Source organism: Mesotoga sp. B105.6.4 (genome assembly GCF_002896535.1).
GTDB lineage: Bacteria > Thermotogota > Thermotogae > Petrotogales > Kosmotogaceae > Mesotoga.
In genome coordinates, this window is sequence record NZ_JWIM01000009.1 from 15,445 (window position 1) to 37,540 (window position 22,096).

The following is a 22,096-nucleotide window of genomic DNA, read 5'->3' on the forward strand; positions in this document are numbered from 1 at the left end:
CTAAGACTCCAATCTTTCAAGGGATTTTGTGTAGTGCCTGAACAAGAGCGCCGTCGTTACGCTGCCCACTCCTCCGGGAACAGGGGTTATCGCTGCCGCTATCTGGCTGACTTCATCGAAGTCAACGTCTCCAACCAGCTTGCCGTCAACAAAATTGATTCCCACATCTATTACAATGCTCCCTGGCTTGATCATCTCTCGATGCACGAATTTCGCTATTCCAACGGCACTAACCACTATATCGGCGTTGAAAGTCTTTTCGGAGATGTCCCTGCTCCTCGAGTGGCAAACGGTAACCGTACCGTCTACACCTTTTTTGAGAAGCAGCAGTGCCAGAGGCTTTCCGACCGTGTTTGATCTTCCAACAATAGTTATGTCCCTGCCTTTGACTTCGATTCCGTAGTAACTCAGAATCTCCATCACGGCCTCGGCAGTTGGAGGAGCGAAAAACTCCTCGTCGTTGATTATTCCGCCGAGGTTCGATACCGTCCGACCCTCCAGATCCTTTCCCGGATCGAGAGCGGCCAGAACCGCCTTTTCATCGGCGTTTTTAAGAGGATGCATAACCATTATTCCCGCAACGCTTTTGTCGTTGTTCATCTTCGAGATCTCTTCGATGGGATTGATCCCGCTGTCGTGAACAATGACCTCTATGCCGAGTTTCTCCCCCTGCTTCTTTATTGATCTCATATACGACTTGTTAGAAGCATCGGGCTCATCGCAGAAGAGAACGAGCGAAGGAAGATTTCCCGCTCTCTCTTTGATCTTCTCTTTGACATCAGAATAAATACTCTCTGAAACGATCTTTCCATCAAGTATCATCTTCATTACCTCAAAAGAGCCCGCTGATCTTTCCGTCTGCGTCGATATCTATGTGCTTCGCGTTGGGATCCTTCCCGAGTCCGGGCATCAGCATTATCTTGCCGGCAACCACAACTATGAATCCGGCACCTGCCGATAGATTGAGATCTCGTACTTTGAAAGTGTAGCCTTCCGGCGCTCCAAGCTTTTTATCATCGTCAGAAATTGAGTACTGGGTCTTGGCGACGATTATCGGAAGACGGTCGAGACCCTTCTTCTTAAAGAGCCTGAGTTTGCTCTTAGCCGCTGGTTCAAGATCTACTCTTCCGGCTCTGTAGATTTCCTTTGCAAGTTTTTCCAGCCTTTCCTCAAACGGAGCTTCCATTGGTATCAGGGGCTTGTAGCTATTGGGCTGATCAATGACCTCAAGTAGCTTCTTTGCGAGATCGATTCCACCTGCACCGCCCTCGGCCCACACTTTCGACAATTCGTAAGGTATAGAGTCAGCCTTGCATAGAGCGTCAAACGTTTCCCTTTCCTTCGCCGTATCTGTTGGGAATTCGTTTAGAGCCACAACTACAGGGATCCCATACTTTCTGAGGTTCTCAAAATGAACCTTGAGATTCTTGAACCCATAGTTCAGGCTCTCGATATCTTCTTCCTGGATTTCGTTCTTGGAAGCACCTCCGTTTAGCTTCAGCGCTCTGATCGAAGCAACGAGAACCACTGCGCTTGGATTCAGGTCGCCGACCTGACAGACGAAGTCAAGAAATTTCTGTGCGCCTAGATCCGCTCCAAAGCCAGCCTCGGTAATTACGTAATCAGAAAGCTTGAGAGCCATCTTTGTGGCAGTCAGGGTGTTTGTTCCGTGGGCGATGTTCGCGAACGGGCCTCCGTGAACGAAAGCCGGAGTTCCTTCAAGAGTCTGAACTAGGTTCGGATCAAGAACGTCTTTGAGTAGAGTTGCCATCGCGCCCTGGACGTCCAAATCCTCAACTGTTATGAACTCTCCGTCGTAACTTCTAGCCACAATGATTTTCGAGAGGCGCTCTTTCAGGTCAACGAGGTTCTTCGAAAGGCAAATGATTGCCATGATCTCAGATGCGGCGGTTATTACAAATGAATCCTCCCTGGGATAGCCGTTTGCCGAACCGCCTAGCCCCACGATGATCTGCCTGAGAGCCCGATCGTTCATGTCCATTGTTCTCGGCCAGTATATCTGCGTCGGATCTATTTTCAATTCATTCTTGAAGTTAATATGTGCATCGATAACAGCCGAAAGAAGATTATGTGCCATCGATACAGCGTGAAAATCTCCTGTGAAGTGCAGATTGATTTCTTCCATCGGAAGCACCTGAGAGTAGCCGCCTCCGGCAGCCCCTCCCTTGATTCCCATTATCGGTCCAACGGATGGTTCTCTGAGAGTTACGAAGGTCTTCTTACCGATCTTGTTTAGTGCCATTGCCAGACCCACAGAAGTTGTCGTCTTTCCTTCACCTGCGCTTGTTGGACTTATGGCCGTAACAAGAACCAGCTTTCCATCAGGTCTATCCTGCAGCTCATTGAGGTATAGGTGAGAGATTTTCGCTACGTACTTTCCAAATCTCCTCAAGTGTTTGTCGGGAATCGAAATCGATGAGGCAACTTCGTCAATCTCCCTCAGTTCTGCTTTTTGTGCTATCTCCAGATCGGTCAGCATGGTCTCCTCCTCATAAATGCTTTTTCTCTGTTGATGCGCACTCCCGAGCAATTCTGTCGAGAACGCCGTTTACGAATTTCCCGCCCTGCTCCGAACCGTACTTCTTGGCGATGTCGATCGATTCGTTAAGTGTCACCTCAATTGGTATCTGGGGTTCATAAATGATCTCATACGCTCCAAGCCTAAGGACGTTCTTATCGATCGAGGCAAGTCTCTCGAATGTCCAGTTCATAAGGTGTTTTCGTATCACTTCGTCAATATCGCTTCGATACTTCAAGATGCTCTCGAAGTACTTGCGTGTTCTCAACTTCATTTCGTCTTCCATCGAGAAGAAGCTCAACTCCCTTTCGAGGTAATCAGATGAAGTCTCCACGTCTTCGTTGAAGTCATACTGATAGATCGCACTGAAAACAATTTCCCTCATTCTTCGTCTGCTTCTGTTTAGACCTGCCTTCACGTCTTCAAACCTCTTTCTCTTTCTCTTCGTCTTCAGGCTCTTCCGCTTCAGTCGCTTCTGGTTTCATCTCTTCCGGTTCAGGTTTTGCTTCGCTCTTTTCGAGCTCTTCTTCCTCAATAATCACTGGTTTTTGGGCCTCTTCAAAGACATCTTCGATAGTGATGGAAACGTCTTCAACCTTTATGCCGCTGAAGCTTTCAACATCGTTTTTCAGCTTCTCCTGCATCTTTCTGGCATATGAGGGTATAGAGACACCGTACTTGATCTTTGTGTTTACCGATATCTTGACAGTCTTCGTACCGTCGACCTTTTCGTCGAGGTCGATATCTACCGTAGACTTGGCTTCTTTTCGTGCTTTGGCTTCCTTAGGATCGAATTTCAGAAATTCAATGTAGGAGTGAATAGCGATATCCCGGATCACTGCCTCCGAGATCTCGATTCTGCCGAGATCAGTCTCTTCAAAATCCATAATTCTCCCTCCTTTCTCCTTATGCTCTCTCGATGTATTCGCCGGTTCTTGTGTCTACTCGAATCAACTCACCGTTTTCGACAAAGAATGGAACCGTCACCTTGAGCCCCGTCTCCAGAACGGCCGGTTTGCCGCTTCCCGAAACCGTGTCGCCTTTGTAAGCGGGAGCGGTGTCTTTCACCTCCAGAACCACAGTGTTCGGAAGAACAATACCTATCGGCCTATCTTCATGGAACTGAAGATCCACCACTTCATTCTCCTTTATGTAGTCCAGGGCATCTCCCATCTCGTCTAAACCGATTGTATACTGCTCAAATGTTTCGAGGTCCATGAAGTGGAACATCTCATCCTCCGAGTAAAGGTACTGCACATGTCTGAATGAAAGCGCCGCTTCCTCCACTTTCTCGCTTGCCTGGAACGTGAATTGCCTAACGAGGCCGGTCTTGATGTTCTTCATCCTCGTCCGAATTATCCCATCTCCTCTTCCCATTGAGTGCTTATTTGCTTCAGTCACGATGTAAATATCTCCATCAATGATAAGAGGCGTTCCTTTTCTAATCTTTCCAACTTCTATCATCTAGAAGCCACCTCCGGATCTCTAAAGAATCTTCAACTCTCTATCTAGATTTGTCAGAACTTCTACTCCGCTTTCACAAAAATAACAATCGTCTTCTATTCTAACCCCAAATTTGCCGGGAAGATAGATGCCCGGCTCTATTGTAATGACCGCTCCGGCCGGGATAGGATTACAGTTCTTAGGAGAAAGCCCCTGGCCATCGTGAGTGTCCATTCCCAGACTGTGGCCCAGGCCGTGACCGAAGTAGTCGCCATAACCCGCCTCTCTAATTATACTTGCTGCAACTTCGTGTATCTGGCTTCCTATAACCCCAGCCTTTGAGGCGTTCTTAGCCTCTGTTTGCGCTTTGAGAACCACTTCATAAACCTTCACCATTTCGTCGGACGGTTCCCCTATACTGTAAGTTCTTGTAATATCCGAGTTGTAGCCGTCTACCCTTGCCCCGTAGTCGATCAAGAGAAAATCGCCTTCCTGGAGAGTTCTATTGGACGGTCTGCCGTGAACTATTGCGCTTCTCGGTCCGCTGCCCACTATCGTCTCGAAGGCAAGGTAGCCTCCTCGCTTCCTGATCTCATATTCGAGTGCCGCACATACTTCTTCCTCAGTCCTTCCCGGACGAATGAAGTTGAAAGTCTCTGTAAGCGCATCTTCGGCGATCTTGACTGCCAGTCTCATCTTCTCGACTTCCTCCGGAGACTTTACCATCCTAAGATCCTTGAGAATACTGTCTACGGGTTCAAGTTCGACGCCTAGCTGGGAGAAGACCCGCTTGTAAAGACCATAGCTGATCGTCTCTTCCTCAAATCCCACACGGCTGGCTCCATCTTTGGCCAGCGTCGCCTGAATTACGTCTTTGAGTTCGTCGCCATTGTTGAAAGGGATCAGCTTGAAGTGCGTTTCAATTTCGGCTTGAGTGAAGTACCTCGAATCAGTCACTATGTACTCGCCCTTCGGGGTCACAATAAGAACTGAGAAAGAGCCGGAAAACCCGGATAGATACCAGGAACTGGAGCGATTGCTGGACTCCATGTTGTAAAGAACAAACCCGTCAAGCTTGCTTTCTCTAAGCTTTTCTCGAAACCTTTCGATTCTCGACATGCCCAACCTCCGGAATGCAGAATGTCTTATCAGCATCAGAATAGAGTGATCTGATTTCTGTTCATCTTTCCTTTCTTTGATTGCCTTATCTCCTTGAGATCTTCGGCTGTCAATACCCTGACAGCTTTGTCCAGGGCAGACTGCTTGGAGATCACCTTCAAAATCTCTTTTGCCCTGGAGAGAACTGTCTCGGGAATTCCTGCAAGCTTGGCAACCTCTATTCCGTGGGATCTGTTTGCAACTCCGTCCACAACTTTGTGGAGAAATACTATTCCTTCTTCGGTTTCAACTATGCGGACAGTCTTGTTCTTGATGCCCGTGTACATATTAGAGAGTTCGGTTAGCTCCGTGAAATGAGTGGCGAATATCGTGTGACATCCCACCGCCTCGTATATGAACTCTGAAACCGCCCATGCTATTGAAATACCGTCAAAGGTGCTTGTTCCCCTGCCCACTTCGTCCAGGATCACCAGGCTGTCTTCCGTCGCCTTGGAGAGGATCGTTGCCGTCTCCATCATCTCTACTAGAAAAGTCGATTTCCCGCTTGCCAGTTCGTCCCTTGCACCGATTCTTGTGAAGACCCTGTCATAGATTGAAAGCATCGCATCATCTGCAGGCACAAATGAGCCGATCTGAGCCATGATCGAGAGCAGGGCAATCTGCCGTATGAAAGTGGATTTTCCGCTCATGTTCGGTCCTGTTACAATGAAGAAATTCTCTGTACGGCTCATGGATATGTCATTAGGCGTGAAGTCAGCCACAAATTTCTCTACAATAGGATGTCTCGAACTAGAAACCTTCACTTTTCCATGCTCTGAAAAGCGGGGGCGAGAATAGTTGTTTCTTCTTGCTACAGATGCCAGCGACTGAGAAGCGTCGATTTCAGATAATACCAGCGCTACACTCTTGAATCTCTCCAGTGAACTAGCAAGCTGTAAACAGACACTCGAAAAGAGAGTTTTTTCGAGTGTCTCTATCTTTTCGTTTGCGCTCAGTATCTTGTCTTCAAACGACTTGAGTTCCTGTGTAATATATCTCTCGGAGTTCACAAGAGTCTGCTTCCTGGTATAGCTCTCGGGGACCTTGTTAGTCTGACTCTTCGGGACTTCGAGGAAGTAACCGAAGACTTTGTTGAACTTGACCTTCAGAGAAGAGATTCCCGTTGCTTTTCTTTCACTAGCTTCGATCGCCTTCATCCTCTCAACCGAGTTGTCAAGGAGATCTCGAAGGACGTCCAGTTCTTCGTTGAACCCCATTCTGATTACATTTCCTTCTCCAGCTGTTGAGGAGGGTTCATCCATGATGCTGCGCTGAAGAAGATCGAGCTCTTCAGGAAAGAGTTCGACCCGGTCGCTCAGTCTTTCAAGAGCCGGTTCGCTCGAGAGTAGCTCCTTGATAAAGGGTAGCACCGAGAGGGAGGTTCTAAGTGACTGCAGGTCTCTTGGTGCGGCCTTCTCTATTGAAAGTCTGGTGCTTATTCTCTCGATATCGAATACATGCTGCAGATATTCTCTGAGTTCATTTAAAAGCCGGCGATCCGAATTTAGCGCTTGAACAGTGTCCAGCCTTTCCTCGATTCTATTCTTGTCGACAAGGGGCGAAAACAGCCACCGTCTCAGCCTTCTTCTTCCCATTGCAGTAACAGTTTCATCAAGTATCTCGAAGAGCGAACCCTTTCTTTCGAGCTTGAAGAGATTCAGGTTTTCGATAGTGGAAGCATCGAGCTGCATAGAGTCGGACTTTCTGATAACCCTTGGAAGCGAAAGATGTCTCATGGGACCGAGATTGATCGACTCAAGGTACTTGAACAGAGCTCCGAGAACCTCGATCTGAGTATCATCCAGTTCGAGATGATCGATAGCGACTATCGAATAGAACTCTTTGATGTAATTAATGCTCGAAGAAAGTGCAAAATGCCAGTCTTCGACTATCTCTACCATTGCAAACGATGCCGACGAAATCTCCTTCTTCAGGTTCTTCAGACTTTCCTTCAGTAGTATTTGAGACGGCCCGATAGCTGCGATAGAGTCCTTCAACGAGACGATGTCGTCGGCGCTTGACAGGAGTACCTCGCCGGTAGATACGTCTGCCGTTGCCAGAACGAAGTTCTCTTCGGCTTTTCCAATAGAGACAATGTAGTTGTTTGCATTTTCGGGTAGTAGCTCGTCTTCTACAAGAGTTCCAGGAGTAACTACCCTGGTAACCTCTCTCTTCACGAGTCCCTTCGCAAGCGCGGGATCCTCTGTCTGCTCGCAAATCGCAACCTTGTAACCCGCTTCCACAAGCTTCTTGAGATAGCCGTTGACTGAGTGGTAGGGGACGCCCGCCATCGGCACCCCGTTTCTTGAAGTTAGAACTATCTGCAGTTCATTTGAAACTAGCTTAGCATCATCGAGAAAAGTCTCGTAGAAGTCACCAAGCCTAAAAAGAACCAGACAATCCTTGTAATTCCTCTTGACTTCAAGGTATTGTTTCATCATCGGTGTCATTTCGGCCACTTTATCCACTCCGGATACATCAAAAGCCGGCGCTCAGCGCCGGCCGGTTAATGTCTCTCTATCATTCTTCTGCTTTTTCTTTCGTCTTTTGTTCGATTACCTTGTCTATCATCCCATACTCGACAGCTTCGGCAGAACTCATGAAGAAGTCTCTGTCGGCATCTTTCTCTATCTTCTTTATTGATTGTCCAGTGTGTCTGGCAAGGATTTTGTTCAGTTCGTCCCTTAGGTAAAGAATCTCCTTCGCCCGGATTTCGATGTCTTTGGCTACTCCCTCTGCACCACCGAAAGGCTGGTGAATCATTACCCTTGAGTTAGGTAGCGCAAATCTCTTTCCCTTTGTTCCTCCGGCAAGTAATATCGCGCCCATCGAGGCTGCCATCCCAATGCAAATCGTAGAGATGTCGGGCTTTACATACTGCATTGTGTCGTATATCGCCAATCCGGAAGTTATCGAACCACCCGGGGTGTTTATGTATAGACTTATGTCCTTTTCGGGGTCTTGAGATTCAAGGAAGAGGAGTTGAGCCACGACGATATTTGAAACTTCATCATCGATGGGCCACCCGAGAAACACTATTCTTTCGGAAAGCAGTTTAGTGTAAATATCAAAGATTCTTTCACCCCTCCCTCTGTCTTCAACTACGTAAGGGACGAAAGGTGCCATGTTTATGTCCATAAAGCCTCCTAATTATCGAAGAGTTTTTCTATAATTCTCTTTGGCGGAAGAAAGGAGAAAATTACGTGACCGCTGTCTGTTATCAATACGGCCTTCGTTTTCTTTCCGAAAGTAAGGTTCACGATCTTTCCGGTCTCCATGCCGAGCTGCTTAAGACGCCGAACAGCTGAGCTTTCGATAGGAAGAACGGCGAGAATCCTATCCCTTACCACAAAGGACTCGAAACCGACGTTGACAACGTAATCCACTTCTACTTTCCTCCTTTCAATAACAATGTTATTATAACATAATGGAGATACGGCGGAGGTGTTCCAGTGCTAGCTAACGATCAGGAGAGTCTCGTTGACACGGGGCGCATATATGTTAAGGCAGGAGATGGAGGAAATGGTTCAGTTTCCTTCAGAAGAGAGAAGTACATACCCTTTGGAGGTCCTGACGGCGGCGATGGCGGCAGGGGTGGCCATGTCTTTCTCAGATCGACCAATTCAATAAACACGCTCTATGAATTCAAACGCAAGAAGAAATTCATCGCTCAAAGCGGGGAGAGCGGTCATGGTTCAAATATGGCCGGAAAGAAGGGAAAGGATCTGGTTATAAGAGTGCCCGTTGGGACGATTGCATATGACGCGGAGAGTGGAGAGATCATTGCCGACCTCTGCAATCCCGGTCAAATCGTTGCGATTGCCAGAGGCGGAAAGGGTGGAAGGGGCAATGCGAGGTTCGTCTCTTCAACGAATCAGGCGCCCAAGGCAGCAGAAAACGGTGAACCTGGAGAAGAACTCTTTGTTCGGCTGGAGCTGAAGATTCTGGCCGATGTTGCACTGGTCGGGTTCCCAAACGTCGGAAAATCGACGCTCATTTCCGTTATGTCGAATGCTAGACCGAAGATAGCAAATTATCACTTCACAACCCTCTCGCCCAATCTCGGAGTTGTTATGGCGAATGACGAACAGGGATACATAGTGGCAGACGTTCCGGGTTTAATCAAAGGAGCACATCAGGGTGTCGGTCTCGGCCACAGCTTTTTGAGGCACATAGAGAGGTGCAAGACTATAGTTCATCTCCTGGACATCTCTGAGAGCGAGGGAAGAGACTTCCTTCAGGATTATGACGATATTCGTTACGAGCTTGAATTCTACAAGAAGGAGCTGGCAGATAAGCCCGAGATAGTAGTTGCAAACAAGTGCGATCTTCTTCCTCAAGAAGAACGTGAAAACAAGTTGGAGATATTCAGGAAGAAGATCGGCAAAGATATTATTCCAATCTCGGCTGCTACTCGCGAGGGAGTCAATGCGTTGAAAGAGACGATCTGGAAAAACGTTGAAAGCGATCATTCCTACTTGTCGTCGATGAAGGTTGAAGAAGATCTTCCTTTGCCCCAGGTCGAACCGGTTGTGCTTACCGCTCCCTATCCGGAAGACTTCAGAGTTGAGAAAGATTCTGAAGGCAGATATGTTGTTCTTGGACCGGCCGTTGATTTCTACACGAGAAAAATCAGAGCTTTCAAATACAGGGACCGTTTCATAATGGACAAGCTGGAAAAGGGGGGACTCTCTTCAAAACTCAGGAATGCGGGGATTGAGGAAGGAGACACTGTAGTTATTGATGACAAAGAATATGTGTTCAAAGATTAAGATAGGCATCTTCGGAGGTTCTTTCGACCCGGTTCATATGGGACATGTTGCTGTAGCGACCCGGGCAATCGAGAAACTACGGCTTGAGAAGCTTTATGTTATTCCAGCGTACATTCCTCCTCACAAAGTTTCCAGTACGGTTGCACCATACGACCTGAGAAGATCTTGGCTCAAGAAGGTTTTCTGTGAAGTCGAGCAAGCGTGTGTGTCTGATTATGAAAGAGAAAGGGGAGGAATCTCTTATTCACTCTTCACGGTCAGGCACTTCGCAGAGGTTCACGGCTGCAAACCGTTTCTCGTTATCGGCGAGGACAGCTTAGTTACTCTGGAGAGTTGGTATGAATACAAAGCTCTACTGAATGAAGCGACAATAGTGGTTTATCCGAGAAGTGAAGGCAGTGTTGACTTGCCCTTCGTCGAGAAAGTTGTCTGGCTGGACGCACCTCGTTTCGACTTATCGTCGACCGAGATTCGGAAGAAGATTGTGGAAGGCAAGTCGATTGAAGGGTTGGTTCCCGATTCAATACTGGACGAGGTAACGACTTACTATGGATAAGCAAATCGGTCTCTCCCCCATGGCTGGATATACAGATGAGGTAATGAGGCAGCTTTCGCTCGAATGGGGAGCGGATTTTGTTTTCAGTGAGATGATTAGCGTAGAAGGTGTCCTAAGGGGATCGGGAAAAACAGACGAGATAATCCCGTCAGCCCCTACGAGAATACAGCTCTTTGGTTCATGCGTATCGAGAATGGCGAAGGCAGCCGCCCGGCTTAACGGCATAGCGACCTGGATCGATATTAACGCCGGCTGTCCTGTAAGAAAAGTAACGAGAAGAGGGGCAGGGAGCGCCTTGCTTAGAACACCTGAAAAAATCGCTGAGATGATTGTCGCCCTGAAAGAGACGGTCGATATTCCTGTTTCAGTCAAGATAAGACTCGGCATCGAAAACATCGAAACGGAAGCGATCATCTACCCGATATTGAAAGCAAAACCCAAAGCGGTCTTCATTCACGGCAGAACCGTATCGCAAGGCTATTCGGGGGCAGCAAATTGGAAAGAGATCGAGCGTCTCACCCAGATTCTTCATTCGGAAGGCATTCTCTCTTACGGTTCTGGCGATATGTATAGCCCAGAGGCGATCGCAAAGGCTTTGAGACAGTATTCGGTAAATGGCGTTGTCGTTGCGAGAGGAGCGATCGGCAATCCCTGGATCTTCAGACAGGCGAGAGACCTCATTGAGTTTGGCTCATACGATAATCTCACGCTTCCCGAAAGACTCAATTACTTTCTTATACACTTCGGAAGGCTTGCCGAGGCGGTTGGTGAAGAACAAGCAGTTAGAGATCTTAGAAAATCATTTGCCGGTTATACACGGAACATAAGGCATGCATCGAATCTCAGAAGTGAATACATGAAGTGCAACTCTCTCTCAGAAGTCAAGGAACTTTTCAGAAATTACATTCCAGAGCGGCAACTTTCCAAATATTGACTCCTCATTCAAGAAATTCAAATGCTTATTGTGTTTCAAGATCCTCTTAGCACCGCAGGCTGCCCGCTTGCAAAGTCGGGATAAGGAGAATTTCACTAGGCAGTGAAGGTTTTCGCCTATGATGCGGCCACTTGCCAGGGAAGATGAATTCAAGGCATTGCTGTTGCGTTGAGTTCTAGAAATGGCGATACTCACTTACTGTCCGTTTTGAGAAAGCGAGAAGAGCTCGGCGGTGAATACGGGTTGGCTGGAGTGCGGCCGATAGTGATCTGTGCTCTGTATGCGATCTGCCTGATAAAGGACTCCCTTGTTCTTAAGCAGTTGTTGTTAGATTCTTGCTTCTAAACTTCAGCTCGGCTACGAGCATTTCGTTTCCTCGGGTTGTCTAATCGATCTCTCACAACTGATCGTATGCCGGACATCTTCCGAAAGAGTGTTGGTTTTCGAATACAAGCTTTACTAACCTCCAAGGTATGATTTTTTCACAAGGTCGTTGTTAAGCAATTCCTCTCCTTTCCCTTCAAGGACGACCCGCCCCGTTTCAAGTACGTAGGCATAATCGGCCAGCTTCAGTGCACCGAGGGCATTCTGCTCGATCAGGAGAATCGTCTTACCCTCTTCGTGAACTTTTCGAATTACCTTGAATACTTCGCCGACTATTACTGGAGCGAGTCCAAGCGAAGGCTCGTCGAGCATAAGAAGATCCGGTCTAGACATCAGCGCCCTGCCTATGGCAAGCATCTGCTGCTCACCACCCGAGAGAGTTCCGCCCTTTTGATCCTTTCTCTCTCTCAGTATTGGAAAGAGAGTGTTCACCCATTCAAGATCCCTTTCGATTTCTTCAGAGTCTTTTCTTAGAAATGCCCCAAGCATAAGGTTCTCGATTACCGTGAGGTTCGGAAAGATTCTTCTTCCCTCAGGGACCAGAGTCATTCCTGCCCTCACGATTTCATTTGTGGACTTGTTTGTAATACTCCTTGACTTGAAGACTATCTCGCCATCTTTCACTTTCTTGAGGCCGCAGATGCTTCTCAGAGTTGTCGATTTTCCGGCCCCGTTCGCACCGATAAGGGCGACGATCTTCCCTTCCTCAACGTTGAAAGAGATTCCCTTCAGAGCATGGATGCCTCCGTAATATACGTTTAAGTTCTCTACCCTAAGCATACAAATCACCCGTTCCGAGATAGGCGGTTATTACATCAGGGTTGTTCTGAATTTCCTCCGGAAGTCCCTTTGCGATAGTGACGCCGTGATCAAGGACGATAATCCGCTCGCATATGGTCATGACAAGGCTCATGTCGTGTTCAATCAACAGAATCGTCTGCTGAAAGTCCTTTCGAATTCTAAGGATCAGAGCCGCCAGGGCAAGCGTCTCTTCCGGGTTCATCCCCGCGGCCGGCTCGTCCAGCAATAACACTCTCGGTTGCGTCGCTAGAGCTCTGGCAATTTCGAGTTTTCTCTGAAGGCCGTAGGGAAGAGATCCGGCCAGGTCTCGCTCATACTTGTCCAGGCCAAGTGTCTTGAGCAGGGCTCTTGCCTTGCCGTGCATCTCCACTTCTTCACTTCTGTATCCCGGCAGCCCAAAGACGGCAGAAATAACAGAGGACTTCAGGCGCAGGTGGCAGGCCGTAAGCACATTCTCCAGAACTGTCAGCTCTCCGAAGAGACGGATGTTTTGGAATGTTCTAGCGATACCGGCTGCGGCGATTCTATCTGTCTTCATTCCGGTGATGTCTTTTCCGTCGAGGAGAATCCTGCCTTCGCTTACGTAATACGTATTTGTTATTAGATTGAACACAGTTGTCTTTCCGGCTCCATTAGGTCCTATAAGTCCTACCAGCTCTCCCTCCTGAAGATCGAGATTGAAATCCGAGACCGCAGTGAGTCCGCCGAATCTCTTAGTTACTTGTTCAAGTTTAAGCAGACTCATCTGCATTCCTCCCTCTTGATCTGAATATCCATTCCCATGTGAACTCTTTGTGGCCAAAAAGGCCTCTTCTGAAGAAGATCACAGTAATTACGAGGATCAGAGCAAAGATCAGCATCCTCATGCCAGAAATCCCGGGTATCGTGAAGCCAAATATCGTCATGGGCGATTCCACGAACCTGAGCAGTTCCATCAAGAAGGCAACCGAAATGCCCATCACAACACTCCCGGTTATGCTTCCAAGCCCTCCTAGAAGGACAATCATAACAATTTGAAAGGTCAAGGAGATGTTGAAAGAATTCGGATCGATTGTCATCAGCAGACTGCCGAGTAGTCCGCCTCCAATTCCAGCGAAGAAAGCGCCGATGACGAAGGCCATAGTTTTGTGTTTGAAGAGATTCACTCCCATTGCCTCCGCCGCAACTTCATCCTCTCTTATTGACTTCAGCGCCCGACCGTAGCTACTGTCCACCAGCCTCTTTATGAAGAAGATCGTGAACAATGCCCAACCCCAGCTCCAGTAAAGATTTGTATACGTGGGAAGTCCTTTCAGGCCCAGTGGTCCGTTAGTAACACTCTGGAGGTTGTTGAGCATTACGCGAATTATCTCTGCAAAGCCAAAGGTTACTATGGCAAGATAATCTCCTCCGACTCGAAGGCACGGAGCTCCAACAGCGAAGCCCGCAATAGCCGCAACAGCACCGCCAACAAGTAGTGCAAAGAAGAAGGGAATCTCTATTTCGCTTAACGGCCATATTATCGGTTGTATGAAGAAGTTCATTGCCTTTAGAGATGGCGACATGTACAGTAATGCCGAGGCGTACGCGCCAAGAGCCATGAAACCCGCGTGGCCCAAAGAGAACTGACCGGTAAAGCCGTTTATAAGGTTGAGACTGACTCCCAGTATCACGTAGATGGCCGCAACATTCAAGATTCTCTTGATGAAAGCATCGATATAGTTCTCGGCAAGCCAGAGCAACATAATGAAGATCAGAAGACTAACTATGGTTAAGACCAACTTCATTCTGCGATCCATATAACTCACCTACTTGTCTTCTCGCCGAACAAACCCGTTGGCTTCACAAGAAGAATCATGACGAGAAGAACGAAGATTATAGCGTCTCTGTAACCTGCCGCCTCGGGGAAAAAGGCGACCAGCAGAATCGTAACCATGCCAAGCATTAATCCACCGACAAGAGCACCCACAATACTTCCAATTCCTCCGATTATCGCTGCAGTGAAGGCCCTCCAGCCCGGAAAGACTCCCATGAAAGGCCATATCTGTGGGTATCTGAGAGCCCAGAGAATTGCACTAAGTGCAGCGAGTGCCGAACCTATCGCAAATGTGAATGCGATTGTTCTGTCTACGTTTATTCCCATTAGCTTGGCTGTCTCGAAGTCTACAGATAGGGCTCTCATAGCCAATCCCATTTTCGTACGCTTAACCAGAAAGGTAAGCAGAAGGAGTACTACTATTGAAACCACAATGGTAGTTATGGTTATCGCCTGAATTCTGACTCCACCAACAATGAATGTCCTGGTCAGTGATGGAGGCACATAGAAGGACTTCTGCCTTCCGCCGAAGACAACCGTGGCAATGTTCTGGAGAAGAAAGGACATACCTATTGCAGCACAGAGCGATGAGATTCTCGGCGCGTCTCTCAATGGTCTATATGCAACACGCTCTATCCCGACTCCCAGCAAGATAGTCGCGATTATACCGAACAGAACCGCCAGCCACCAGGGCATCATGAACAAAGTGAAGCCATAGAACACAAAGAAGGTAGCCATCATGAATACATCTCCGTGAGCAAAGTTAACGAGCTTGACTACTCCATAGACGAGAGTGTAGCCGATAGCTATAAGTCCGAATATGAAACCCAATGAGATTCCGTTAACAAGGTGCTGCAAAAAAACGCTAGAGCTCATCCTGCCACCACCTTTAGCTTGGCTGCCGCCCTTAGTAAGGACGCAGGCATTGGCCTGCGTCCGATACCTCCGATACCTGGAAAATCACTGTCTTGGCCTCATCTATTGGACAGGTTTTACAACACTTACAAACTTGAAGACTCCATCCTCGACTTTTCTAACAATCGCATCCTTAACCGCGTCGCCGTTCTCGTCTATTGTTATGTACCCCGTCACTCCTTCGAAATTCACAGTTGCGCTCAGAGCGTTCTTAATATCCTCAGGAACAGCCGAATTTGCCCTGATAATAGCGTCTACAGCCAGCATGAACGCATCGTATCCCAGAGCGGAAAAGGCGCTCGGTTCGACTCCGTACTTGGCCTTGAAAGCTTCTATGAACTCGGCGGCTTTTGGCGTCGGTGCTACTGCTACGTCGAAGTGTGTGCTGAAGTAGCTGCCTTCGACGGCTGCACCGCCGACCTGCAGGAATTCGGGGACTTCCCAAGTATCGCCGCCCAAGAACTGAGACTCAATTCCCAGTTCGCGAGCCTGTTTAATGATGAGCGCCGCCTCTCCATAAGAAGCAGCAGGTATGAAGATTACATCTGGGTTTTTACCCTGGGCGTATGCCAGTTGAGCAGTGAAGTCCTGGTCACCCGTCTGATAAGAGATGACACCGCTGATCGATTTGTTGTCTCCAGTAAGCGCCTTGAAGGAATTCTGGAAGTAGTGCGAGAGTCCAACCGAATAGTCTGAAGCGATGTCCTGAATGATCACAGCCGTCTTCGCGTTGAGTTCATCAACAGCGAATTTCGCCATTACGCTTCCCTGGAATGGGTCAATGAAACAGACCCTAAAAACATAAGGCTTCCCTAAAGTAACCAGCGGGTTGGTCGGTGAACATCCTATCATCGGTACCTTAGCAGCATTTGCCACTTCACTGCCGGGTATTGCAACGGCACTTCCGTAACTGCCGATGATTACCGATGCCTTGTTGAACTGGATCAGCCTTGAGACGGCGTTTGATGCTTCCACCTTTTCACTCTTGTTGTCGACAAGAACCAGCTCGATCGGTCGGCCAAGAACTTCTTTTACCTGCTCGGCGGCGAGAGTAACGCCTTCCATTGTAAGCTGGCCTCCGGCTGCGTAAGGCCCGGTCATAGGTTCGAAGACGCCAATAACGATCGGGTCAACTGCAAACAACACAAATCCCAGAAGCAGAACTACGGCTAGAACGAGAATTTTCTTCACTTGCCTCACCTCCACAATTATGATCGTCTATAGCCGAAGCTACCCCAGAATAATCGATAGTTACTCAAAGCACAGCTTAAGCATTAACATATTAGACTTGTCAACTATGCAGAATGAGAGCAACAAATGGGTGCGAATCAAGACTGCAGCAGTGGGCTTCATCACAAACCGGTACCCGATCACTAACTCAGGACAGAGTAGGGCATGTAATACTCATTAAGATTAAAATAAAACATAACACTGCACTACTCGAAATGATAATACCATGTGAAGTAATAATGGCCTCTTCTCAAAAAACGCCTTTATTGGTCAATTGGAGCGAAGAAACCTGATAATCGGTTTCTATCTATCTGGAAACCAAAGACAAGCAGTCACAGATCACTAACGTTTTTGTTATGAATCGAGTAAGATAAAGAATTGGGAGAGATTGTTCCGTATTCTTTTTTTGAAGACTGCCGGCAAATAGTTTCAACAGTCCCTGAACAGAGTTCACTATGATAATGATCGGTCTATTGTCCTTTGTGTTTTTGTCCGGCCTCTTCATCTGGAAGCCATGTTCTCTCATGTTTTCTATTCGGTACGCTATAAGAAGGATTAAACAAGTCGAGCGCCGTCATCATTATCAATTGGTTATAGATGACCGGCGGTGAGTTTTCTGAAACCCAAACCTTAACTTACAATTGGAATGTAGAGTAATAAATGAAAGGGGGGAATTTTGTTGGAATCGGATACTATGGTTGCAATAGTGAAGGAAAGGCGGGAGCCGGGCCTGACGCTGAAAAGGGTTCCGGTCCCGCGTGAACTCGGTCCGCACGACGTGCTTGTGAAGGTAAAGCGAGCTTCCATTTGCGGGACCGATCTTCATATTTACGACTGGGACAAATGGTCGCAGGAGAGAATCAGGCCGCCTCAGATAGGAGGGCATGAATTTACCGGAGAGGTCGTAGACATTGGCGGAGAGGTCTCATCAGTTTCTGTCGGGGATTCTGTAGTCTCGGAAACCCATATTCCTTGCCAGAAATGTCTTCAATGCAAGACCGGGAAGATGCATATCTGCAAAGACATGGAGATCCTCGGTGTTCATAGAGATGGGGTATTCGCAGAATATGTTAGGGTACCGGAAGTGGTTTTATGGAAAGTCGATCCTTCGATTCCTCTGGAGTATGCATCGATTATGGAACCATTTGGAAACGCAATCCACACTGCGCTGGTAACGGATCTCACTGGAAAGAATGTCTTGATCACCGGTGCCGGACCGATAGGCGTTATGGCAGTTGCAGTGGCGAAGGTTTCGGGAGCGGCACAGGTTATTGTGACGGAGATAAAAGAGTTTAGAAAGGGCCTGGCAAGAAAGATGGGAGCGGACACAATAATCGATCCCACAAAGGAAGACGTCCCTTCGAGAGTCAGGTCGATAACCGAAGAAAACGGAGCAGATGTTTTTCTGGAGATGTCCGGCAATTCAACCGCCTTTGAGCAGGGACTTCGAAGTCTTACGAACGGAGGCGTTGTCTCACTGCTAGGGGTCTTTCCAGGTGATGTGTCATTTGATATAAACGGCCTGTTCACTTTCAAGGGCTTAACTATGTACGGCATAACAGGAAGAAAGATGTTTGAGACCTGGCAGGTGGCGACTCAATTGCTCAAGAACAAGAGGATCGACCTTTCTCCGGTTGTCACACATATTCTTCCAGCTGAGAGATTCGAAGAGGGATTCGACGCGATGAAGAAGGGAATTTCTGGAAAAGTTGTCCTCGAATTCTGATTGGTTTTACGGAGGTGTTTAGATGTTTGACTTTAATGTACTCAAGCAGGAGATGGAAGAGCTAGAAGAAAAGGGTTTGCTGTTGAAGATCAGAACACTGGAATCTCCCCAGGGCGCCTGGCTGAATATCGAGGGGAAAAAGGTCCTCAACATGTGCTCAAACAACTATCTCGGGCTATGTTTTGATGAAGAGCTTAAGGAAGCCGCGATCGACGGTGTCAGAAAATGGGGTGTCGGGCCTGGAGCGGTAAGGTCGATCGCCGGGACCCTTCAATTGCACAATGACCTTGAAAAAGAGCTTGCGGCTTTCAAGAGAGTTGAATCTACACTGGTCGTCCAATCCGGTTTCAATGCAAACCAGGCGGTGATTGCCCCGATCGTATCCGAAGAAGATGCGATTCTCTCTGACGAACTGAACCACGCCAGCATAATCGATGGAGTAAGGCTTGCAAAGGCCAAAAGATATGTATGGAAGCATAAAGATGTAAATGATCTGGAGACTCAACTGAAAAAGGCCGAGTCCGATGGGGCAAGGAGAAAGCTAGTAATAACTGACGGCGTCTTTTCGATGGACGGTGATCTTGCTCCGCTGCCTGAAATCGTCGAAAAGACGAACAAATACGGTGCGATTCTGATGGTTGACGATGCTCACGGCGAAGGCGTCCTTGGGAGCCACGGGAGAGGAATAGTCGACCACTTCGGATTGCATGAAATTGTGGATATTGAAGTCGGAACTCTTTCTAAGGCCTTTGGTATAGTCGGAGGATTCGTTGCTGGCAAGAAGACTCTGATTGATTACCTGAAGCAGAAGGCGCGCCCATTTCTCTTCAGTTCATCCCTCTCTCCGGCCGAAACCGCTGCGGCAATAGCGGCCGTCAGGAAACTCTCTTCATCCGATGAGTTGGTCAGGACTCTCTGGAATAACGCGGATTACTTCAAGGACCAGCTGAAAGCGTTGGGGTTTGATACGGGTCATACCGAGACACCCATAACTCCTGTGATGCTCTACGACGCAAAGCTTTCCGCAGCGTTTTCCAGGAGGCTCTTTGAAGAAGGGATATTCGCAAGTTCTATCGGTTTTCCTACTGTCCCGAAAGGAAAGGCAAGAATAAGAGTCATGATAAGTGCCGCTCACTCAAGAAAGGATCTCGATTTTGCGGTTTCAAAGTTCGAGATGATCGGGAAGGAACTCGCTGTCATAAAGTAAAAACCTTTCCTTCACCGAAACTGAATATAATGGTCTTATTGCGGCGGCGGATGCCGCTGCTTTTCGTGGAGGTGTGGCCGTTGTTTATAGCCTTACTGATGCTAGCCGCAGGTTTTGCTCTGCTGATCAAGGGAGCCGATTTTCTTATAGATGGATCTGTGGCGATTGCCAAGAATCTCGGGATTTCTGAATTGCTTATCGGACTGACTATTGTTGCTCTAGGAACTTCCGCGCCGGAGCTTGCGGTGAGCGTTCAGGCAGCCGTCAAGGGCTCCGGAATCGCTCTCGGTAACGTTCTCGGATCTAATATCGCCAACATCGCGCTGATCCTCGGAGTCGCGGCTTTCTTGACGCCTCTTGGCGTAAGCAAGACAACTATGAGCTATGAAATACCATTTGTGATATTGATCACTGTTGCAAGCGGAGCATTGATACTTGGAAATGGCAACGGTCTTCATCGAAGTGACGGAATTGTTTTGACTACCTTCTTTGTCATCTTTATGATGTATGTGTTCGCAATGGCGAAGAGAGACAGAAAGATCTCCGACATTGTTGAAGTAGAAGGAAAGAGAGACATAGAGCTCTTTGAGAAGTATCCGGTACTTGCCTGGCTGGCAACTATCGGGGGAACAGCCGGTGTAATTATCGGAGGTAATCTTGTGGTTAACGGGGGATCGTCGATAGCTCGCGTTTTCGGAGTCAGCGATATGGTGATAGGAACGACTATTGTTGCCTTTGGGACGTCTCTTCCGGAGCTTGTAACCACTGTTGCGGCGGTAAAGAAGAACCGCAGTGATCTCGCCATAGGAAATGTGGTGGGATCGAATATCTTCAACTTGCTTCTTGTTCTGGGAGTTTCGGCAACGATATCGCCTATATCGGTTCACAGGTCTCTCGTTGTCGAAATCTCTTTTGCGCTGGGACTTGCTATAGTTCTGCCGTTGCTTCTGCTCAGAACAAAAAGACTTGACAGGCCAAAAGGTGTTCTGCTGATGATTATCTACTGTGCATTCATCGTATCGACAATAATAAGCGGCTGATGAAGGACTGCTGAGAGATTCGCATACATGATCGGAGGTGCTACCAATCCCGACAACTGCAGACAAGACCAGAAGCGAGAAGATCTCCAAGGACGCTAGCCCTATCTAAAGAAGATAGTGGGATTCCATGCGGAACTCGTGGTTCTCGATATCTCTATTTGTGTAGCAGGCAGTGTCGAACCCGGTCAGCTCGAATCCATACTTGAGGTAGAAAGAGATCGCGGGAAAGTTGCTGCTTTGAGTTTCCAGTACTAGACGTCTTAATCCCTTTTCTTCTTTTTTGCGGTATTCATAAGTTCCGTGCCAACGCCTTTCCGTCTATAATCCTTCCAGACAAGGACGTCCCAGATACGGAGAGAGTCGTTCCATTCACTCTCTAAGACAGAAGCCCCAGCTCCTTACCGTTTTCTTGAGCGCCTAAACAATGGGCGACGCCTTGAATGGTTCTTTTATACTGTGGGCAAAGTCTTTAATGTATTGGGCAGAAAAACTCTCAACGGAGTTTTGAATCGTCCATATGCCGCTGTCTCGTTCTATTGAAAGGTCAAAGTATCTATTACTTTAAATACTCATACCTTACAACTCTCCCGGAGAGTGATTAGGGATTGACTTCTCTTATCTCCATCTCTCCGCACTTCTCCCCATTTGCAAAATCACTGGTCGGACAATACGGAATTCATTTGACCATTAAGGAGTTGCCAATCGTCGAAAGGTCAGTAGGGGAATACTCTTCTTCTATCCGCCGGCAGCGGCGGGTCTTCGATAGTGGCCTTTGCCATTTCTGCAAAGTTCTTTATGAGCTTCCAGCCTGGCGGGTTACCGAGGAAACCTGCCTGGGTTTCCGGATGAAATTGAACGCTGTAGATCTCCTTTTCTTTGTGTTTGATCATTTGAATAGGGGTTACGTTCCCCCTGGCAAAGAGTTCGAATTGATCTGGAATCGAGGCGACGGCGTAGGCATGATTCTCCCATACGAGAAGGCTTCCGTCAAGTCCCTCGAGAATCCTGTCCTCTTTCACAAAACTTACTTCGTGCCAGCGGCGCTCCTCACTGTAATATAGAACGGAGCCGTACACTCTCGAGACTATCTGATGACCCAGACAAATACCAAGTATAGGGACTTCGCCCCTCAGTATTATTTCTCCGCCCTGATAGACATTATTGTTCCAGTCGATGTAGTTCCTCATTGAGTCGCCACCTGCAATAATAACGCCCGCGTATTCGTTTTCATCTTCGGGAAGCTCATCGTTGAATATCTTGAAGATCCTGTACCTGATGCCCTGTTCCGCAAGCGAACGCTCAATCGGTGATAGCTTGGCTTCATATGCCGGGTCGTTCAGAAAGAGGGCAACGACTCCTCTATTATCGTACGAAGCAGTTAGCATAGTTGGAAAGAAACATGCAAACACAACCAGTGCAAACAAACGTATAATTGACTGTACAGTCTCTTCCTTCATTGACTCTTGACACCTCTCACAGCGAATGATAAACTACTATTTGTGCGATGCCGGGGTGGTGAAATTGGCAGACACGCATGATTCAGGTTCATGTGGGCATACCGCCTGTGCGGGTTCAAGTCCCGCCCCCGGCACCAAG

Annotated in this window: 21 protein-coding genes, 1 tRNA gene and 1 pseudogene; 7 read left to right on the forward strand and 16 right to left on the reverse strand. The window is 47.9% G+C overall.

All coding sequences use genetic code 11. The features are described 5' to 3' along the window. The 9 genes from RJ60_RS04300 to RJ60_RS04340 form a co-directional block, all read right to left on the reverse strand. Positions 1–822 (reverse strand): bifunctional 5,10-methylenetetrahydrofolate dehydrogenase/5,10-methenyltetrahydrofolate cyclohydrolase, encoded by an 822-nt coding sequence (locus RJ60_RS04300; RefSeq protein WP_099831090.1) that lies wholly within the window; start codon positions 820–822, stop codon positions 1–3. Between the two features lie 10 nt (positions 823–832). Beyond that, positions 833–2,500, reverse strand: coding sequence for a formate--tetrahydrofolate ligase (locus tag RJ60_RS04305; protein WP_103134109.1), 1,668 nt, complete (start codon positions 2,498–2,500; stop codon positions 833–835). Positions 2,501–2,510: 10 nt separating this feature from the next. Next, entirely contained in the window at positions 2,511–2,957 is a 447-nt protein-coding gene (gene nusB / locus RJ60_RS04310) for a transcription antitermination factor NusB (protein ID WP_099831092.1), read from the reverse strand. A gap of 4 nt (positions 2,958–2,961) precedes the next feature. Next, entirely contained in the window at positions 2,962–3,426 is a 465-nt protein-coding gene (locus RJ60_RS04315; RefSeq protein ID WP_099831093.1) for an Asp23/Gls24 family envelope stress response protein, read from the reverse strand. 19 nt (positions 3,427–3,445) lie between these two features. Then, positions 3,446–4,003, reverse strand: coding sequence for an elongation factor P (efp, locus tag RJ60_RS04320; RefSeq protein WP_099831094.1), 558 nt, complete (start codon positions 4,001–4,003; stop codon positions 3,446–3,448). Positions 4,004–4,024: 21 nt separating this feature from the next. Beyond that, the gene (locus RJ60_RS04325; protein WP_103134110.1) at positions 4,025–5,101 is read right to left on the reverse strand and encodes a Xaa-Pro peptidase family protein; all 1,077 of its coding nucleotides are present in this window, start codon (positions 5,099–5,101) and stop codon (positions 4,025–4,027) included. Positions 5,102–5,136: 35 nt separating this feature from the next. Beyond that, the gene (gene mutS, locus RJ60_RS04330) at positions 5,137–7,590 is read right to left on the reverse strand and encodes a DNA mismatch repair protein MutS (protein ID WP_103134128.1); all 2,454 of its coding nucleotides are present in this window, start codon (positions 7,588–7,590) and stop codon (positions 5,137–5,139) included. A 70-nt stretch (positions 7,591–7,660) separates the two neighbouring features. After that, entirely contained in the window at positions 7,661–8,278 is a 618-nt protein-coding gene (clpP, locus tag RJ60_RS04335; protein WP_103134111.1) for an ATP-dependent Clp endopeptidase proteolytic subunit ClpP, read from the reverse strand. An 8-nt stretch (positions 8,279–8,286) separates the two neighbouring features. Beyond that, positions 8,287–8,526 carry a DUF370 domain-containing protein gene (locus RJ60_RS04340; protein WP_103134112.1) on the reverse strand — a complete coding sequence of 80 codons (240 nt, stop codon included), beginning with the start codon at positions 8,524–8,526 and terminating at the stop codon, positions 8,287–8,289. Between the two features lie 66 nt (positions 8,527–8,592). On the opposite strand from RJ60_RS04340, the gene obgE reads away from it, so the two are divergent. From obgE to RJ60_RS04355, 3 genes are read left to right on the forward strand one after another with little or no spacing between them, the layout of a single operon-like run. Beyond that, positions 8,593–9,912: a GTPase ObgE gene (gene obgE, locus RJ60_RS04345; RefSeq protein ID WP_103134113.1), complete on the forward strand. Its 1,320-nt coding sequence runs from the start codon at positions 8,593–8,595 to the stop codon at positions 9,910–9,912. Further along, positions 9,884–10,468 carry a nicotinate (nicotinamide) nucleotide adenylyltransferase gene (nadD, locus tag RJ60_RS04350; RefSeq protein WP_103134114.1) on the forward strand — a complete coding sequence of 195 codons (585 nt, stop codon included), beginning with the start codon at positions 9,884–9,886 and terminating at the stop codon, positions 10,466–10,468. Before obgE ends, nadD begins: the two co-directional genes overlap by 29 nt. Further along, positions 10,461–11,402 carry a tRNA-dihydrouridine synthase gene (locus tag RJ60_RS04355; protein WP_103134115.1) on the forward strand — a complete coding sequence of 314 codons (942 nt, stop codon included), beginning with the start codon at positions 10,461–10,463 and terminating at the stop codon, positions 11,400–11,402. Before nadD ends, RJ60_RS04355 begins: the two co-directional genes overlap by 8 nt. A 459-nt stretch (positions 11,403–11,861) precedes the next feature. Here RJ60_RS04355 and RJ60_RS04360 read toward each other — a convergent pair whose 3' ends face one another. The 5 genes from RJ60_RS04360 to RJ60_RS04380 form a co-directional block, all read right to left on the reverse strand. After that, positions 11,862–12,566: an ABC transporter ATP-binding protein gene (locus RJ60_RS04360; protein ID WP_103134116.1), complete on the reverse strand. Its 705-nt coding sequence runs from the start codon at positions 12,564–12,566 to the stop codon at positions 11,862–11,864. Further along, positions 12,559–13,332 (reverse strand): ABC transporter ATP-binding protein, encoded by a 774-nt coding sequence (locus RJ60_RS04365; RefSeq protein WP_103134117.1) that lies wholly within the window; start codon positions 13,330–13,332, stop codon positions 12,559–12,561. The genes RJ60_RS04360 and RJ60_RS04365 overlap by 8 nt, the downstream gene beginning before the upstream one ends. Continuing rightward, positions 13,319–14,365: a branched-chain amino acid ABC transporter permease gene (locus RJ60_RS04370; RefSeq protein ID WP_103134118.1), complete on the reverse strand. Its 1,047-nt coding sequence runs from the start codon at positions 14,363–14,365 to the stop codon at positions 13,319–13,321. Before RJ60_RS04370 ends, RJ60_RS04365 begins: the two co-directional genes overlap by 14 nt. Positions 14,366–14,370: 5 nt before the next feature. Next, positions 14,371–15,258, reverse strand: coding sequence for a branched-chain amino acid ABC transporter permease (locus RJ60_RS04375; protein ID WP_103134119.1), 888 nt, complete (start codon positions 15,256–15,258; stop codon positions 14,371–14,373). Positions 15,259–15,360: 102 nt separating this feature from the next. Next, the gene (locus RJ60_RS04380; protein WP_099831105.1) at positions 15,361–16,488 is read right to left on the reverse strand and encodes an ABC transporter substrate-binding protein; all 1,128 of its coding nucleotides are present in this window, start codon (positions 16,486–16,488) and stop codon (positions 15,361–15,363) included. 733 nt (positions 16,489–17,221) lie between these two features. On the opposite strand from RJ60_RS04380, the gene tdh reads away from it, so the two are divergent. The 3 genes from tdh (at position 17,222) to RJ60_RS04395 (ending at position 20,500) form a co-directional block, all read left to right on the forward strand. After that, the gene (tdh, locus tag RJ60_RS04385; protein WP_180979907.1) at positions 17,222–18,253 is read left to right on the forward strand and encodes an L-threonine 3-dehydrogenase; all 1,032 of its coding nucleotides are present in this window, start codon (positions 17,222–17,224) and stop codon (positions 18,251–18,253) included. A gap of 22 nt (positions 18,254–18,275) precedes the next feature. Beyond that, entirely contained in the window at positions 18,276–19,460 is a 1,185-nt protein-coding gene (locus tag RJ60_RS04390; RefSeq protein ID WP_103134121.1) for a glycine C-acetyltransferase, read from the forward strand. 71 nt (positions 19,461–19,531) lie between these two features. Continuing rightward, positions 19,532–20,500, forward strand: coding sequence for a calcium/sodium antiporter (locus tag RJ60_RS04395; protein WP_258006175.1), 969 nt, complete (start codon positions 19,532–19,534; stop codon positions 20,498–20,500). A gap of 105 nt (positions 20,501–20,605) precedes the next feature. On the opposite strand, the pseudogene RJ60_RS16480 reads toward RJ60_RS04395, so the two are convergent. Both RJ60_RS16480 and RJ60_RS04400 read right to left on the reverse strand, forming a co-directional pair. Then, positions 20,606–20,868, reverse strand: a pseudogene (locus RJ60_RS16480) (GNAT family N-acetyltransferase); the annotation flags it as partial. Positions 20,869–21,213: 345 nt separating this feature from the next. After that, positions 21,214–21,957 (reverse strand): type 1 glutamine amidotransferase, encoded by a 744-nt coding sequence (locus RJ60_RS04400; protein ID WP_103134123.1) that lies wholly within the window; start codon positions 21,955–21,957, stop codon positions 21,214–21,216. Between the two features lie 49 nt (positions 21,958–22,006). Between RJ60_RS04400 and RJ60_RS04405 the strand changes: the two genes are divergently transcribed. After that, positions 22,007–22,094, forward strand: a tRNA-Leu gene (locus tag RJ60_RS04405). Positions 22,095–22,096: the final 2 nt, after the last annotated feature.

Bases quoted from the DNA above. Each gene is read 5' to 3' on its own strand.
- RJ60_RS04300 (WP_099831090.1), bottom strand. From the start codon at position 822: ATGATACTTGATGGAAAGATCGTTTCAGAGAGTATTTATTCTGATGTC.
- RJ60_RS04305 (WP_103134109.1), bottom strand. From the start codon at position 2,500: ATGCTGACCGATCTGGAGATAGCACAAAAAGCAGAACTGAGGGAGATT.
- RJ60_RS04315 (WP_099831093.1), bottom strand. From the start codon at position 3,426: ATGGATTTTGAAGAGACTGATCTCGGCAGAATCGAGATCTCGGAGGCA.
- efp (WP_099831094.1), bottom strand. From the start codon at position 4,003: ATGATAGAAGTTGGAAAGATTAGAAAAGGAACGCCTCTTATCATTGAT.
- RJ60_RS04325 (WP_103134110.1), bottom strand. From the start codon at position 5,101: ATGTCGAGAATCGAAAGGTTTCGAGAAAAGCTTAGAGAAAGCAAGCTT.
- mutS (WP_103134128.1), bottom strand. From the start codon at position 7,590: ATGACACCGATGATGAAACAATACCTTGAAGTCAAGAGGAATTACAAG.
- clpP (WP_103134111.1), bottom strand. From the start codon at position 8,278: ATGGACATAAACATGGCACCTTTCGTCCCTTACGTAGTTGAAGACAGA.
- nadD (WP_103134114.1), top strand. From the start codon at position 9,884: ATGACAAAGAATATGTGTTCAAAGATTAAGATAGGCATCTTCGGAGGT.
- RJ60_RS04355 (WP_103134115.1), top strand. From the start codon at position 10,461: ATGGATAAGCAAATCGGTCTCTCCCCCATGGCTGGATATACAGATGAG.
- RJ60_RS04360 (WP_103134116.1), bottom strand. From the start codon at position 12,566: ATGCTTAGGGTAGAGAACTTAAACGTATATTACGGAGGCATCCATGCT.
- RJ60_RS04365 (WP_103134117.1), bottom strand. From the start codon at position 13,332: ATGAGTCTGCTTAAACTTGAACAAGTAACTAAGAGATTCGGCGGACTC.
- RJ60_RS04370 (WP_103134118.1), bottom strand. From the start codon at position 14,365: ATGGATCGCAGAATGAAGTTGGTCTTAACCATAGTTAGTCTTCTGATC.
- RJ60_RS04375 (WP_103134119.1), bottom strand. From the start codon at position 15,258: ATGAGCTCTAGCGTTTTTTTGCAGCACCTTGTTAACGGAATCTCATTG.
- tdh (WP_180979907.1), top strand. From the start codon at position 17,222: ATGGTTGCAATAGTGAAGGAAAGGCGGGAGCCGGGCCTGACGCTGAAA.
- RJ60_RS04390 (WP_103134121.1), top strand. From the start codon at position 18,276: ATGTTTGACTTTAATGTACTCAAGCAGGAGATGGAAGAGCTAGAAGAA.
- RJ60_RS04400 (WP_103134123.1), bottom strand. From the start codon at position 21,957: ATGAAGGAAGAGACTGTACAGTCAATTATACGTTTGTTTGCACTGGTT.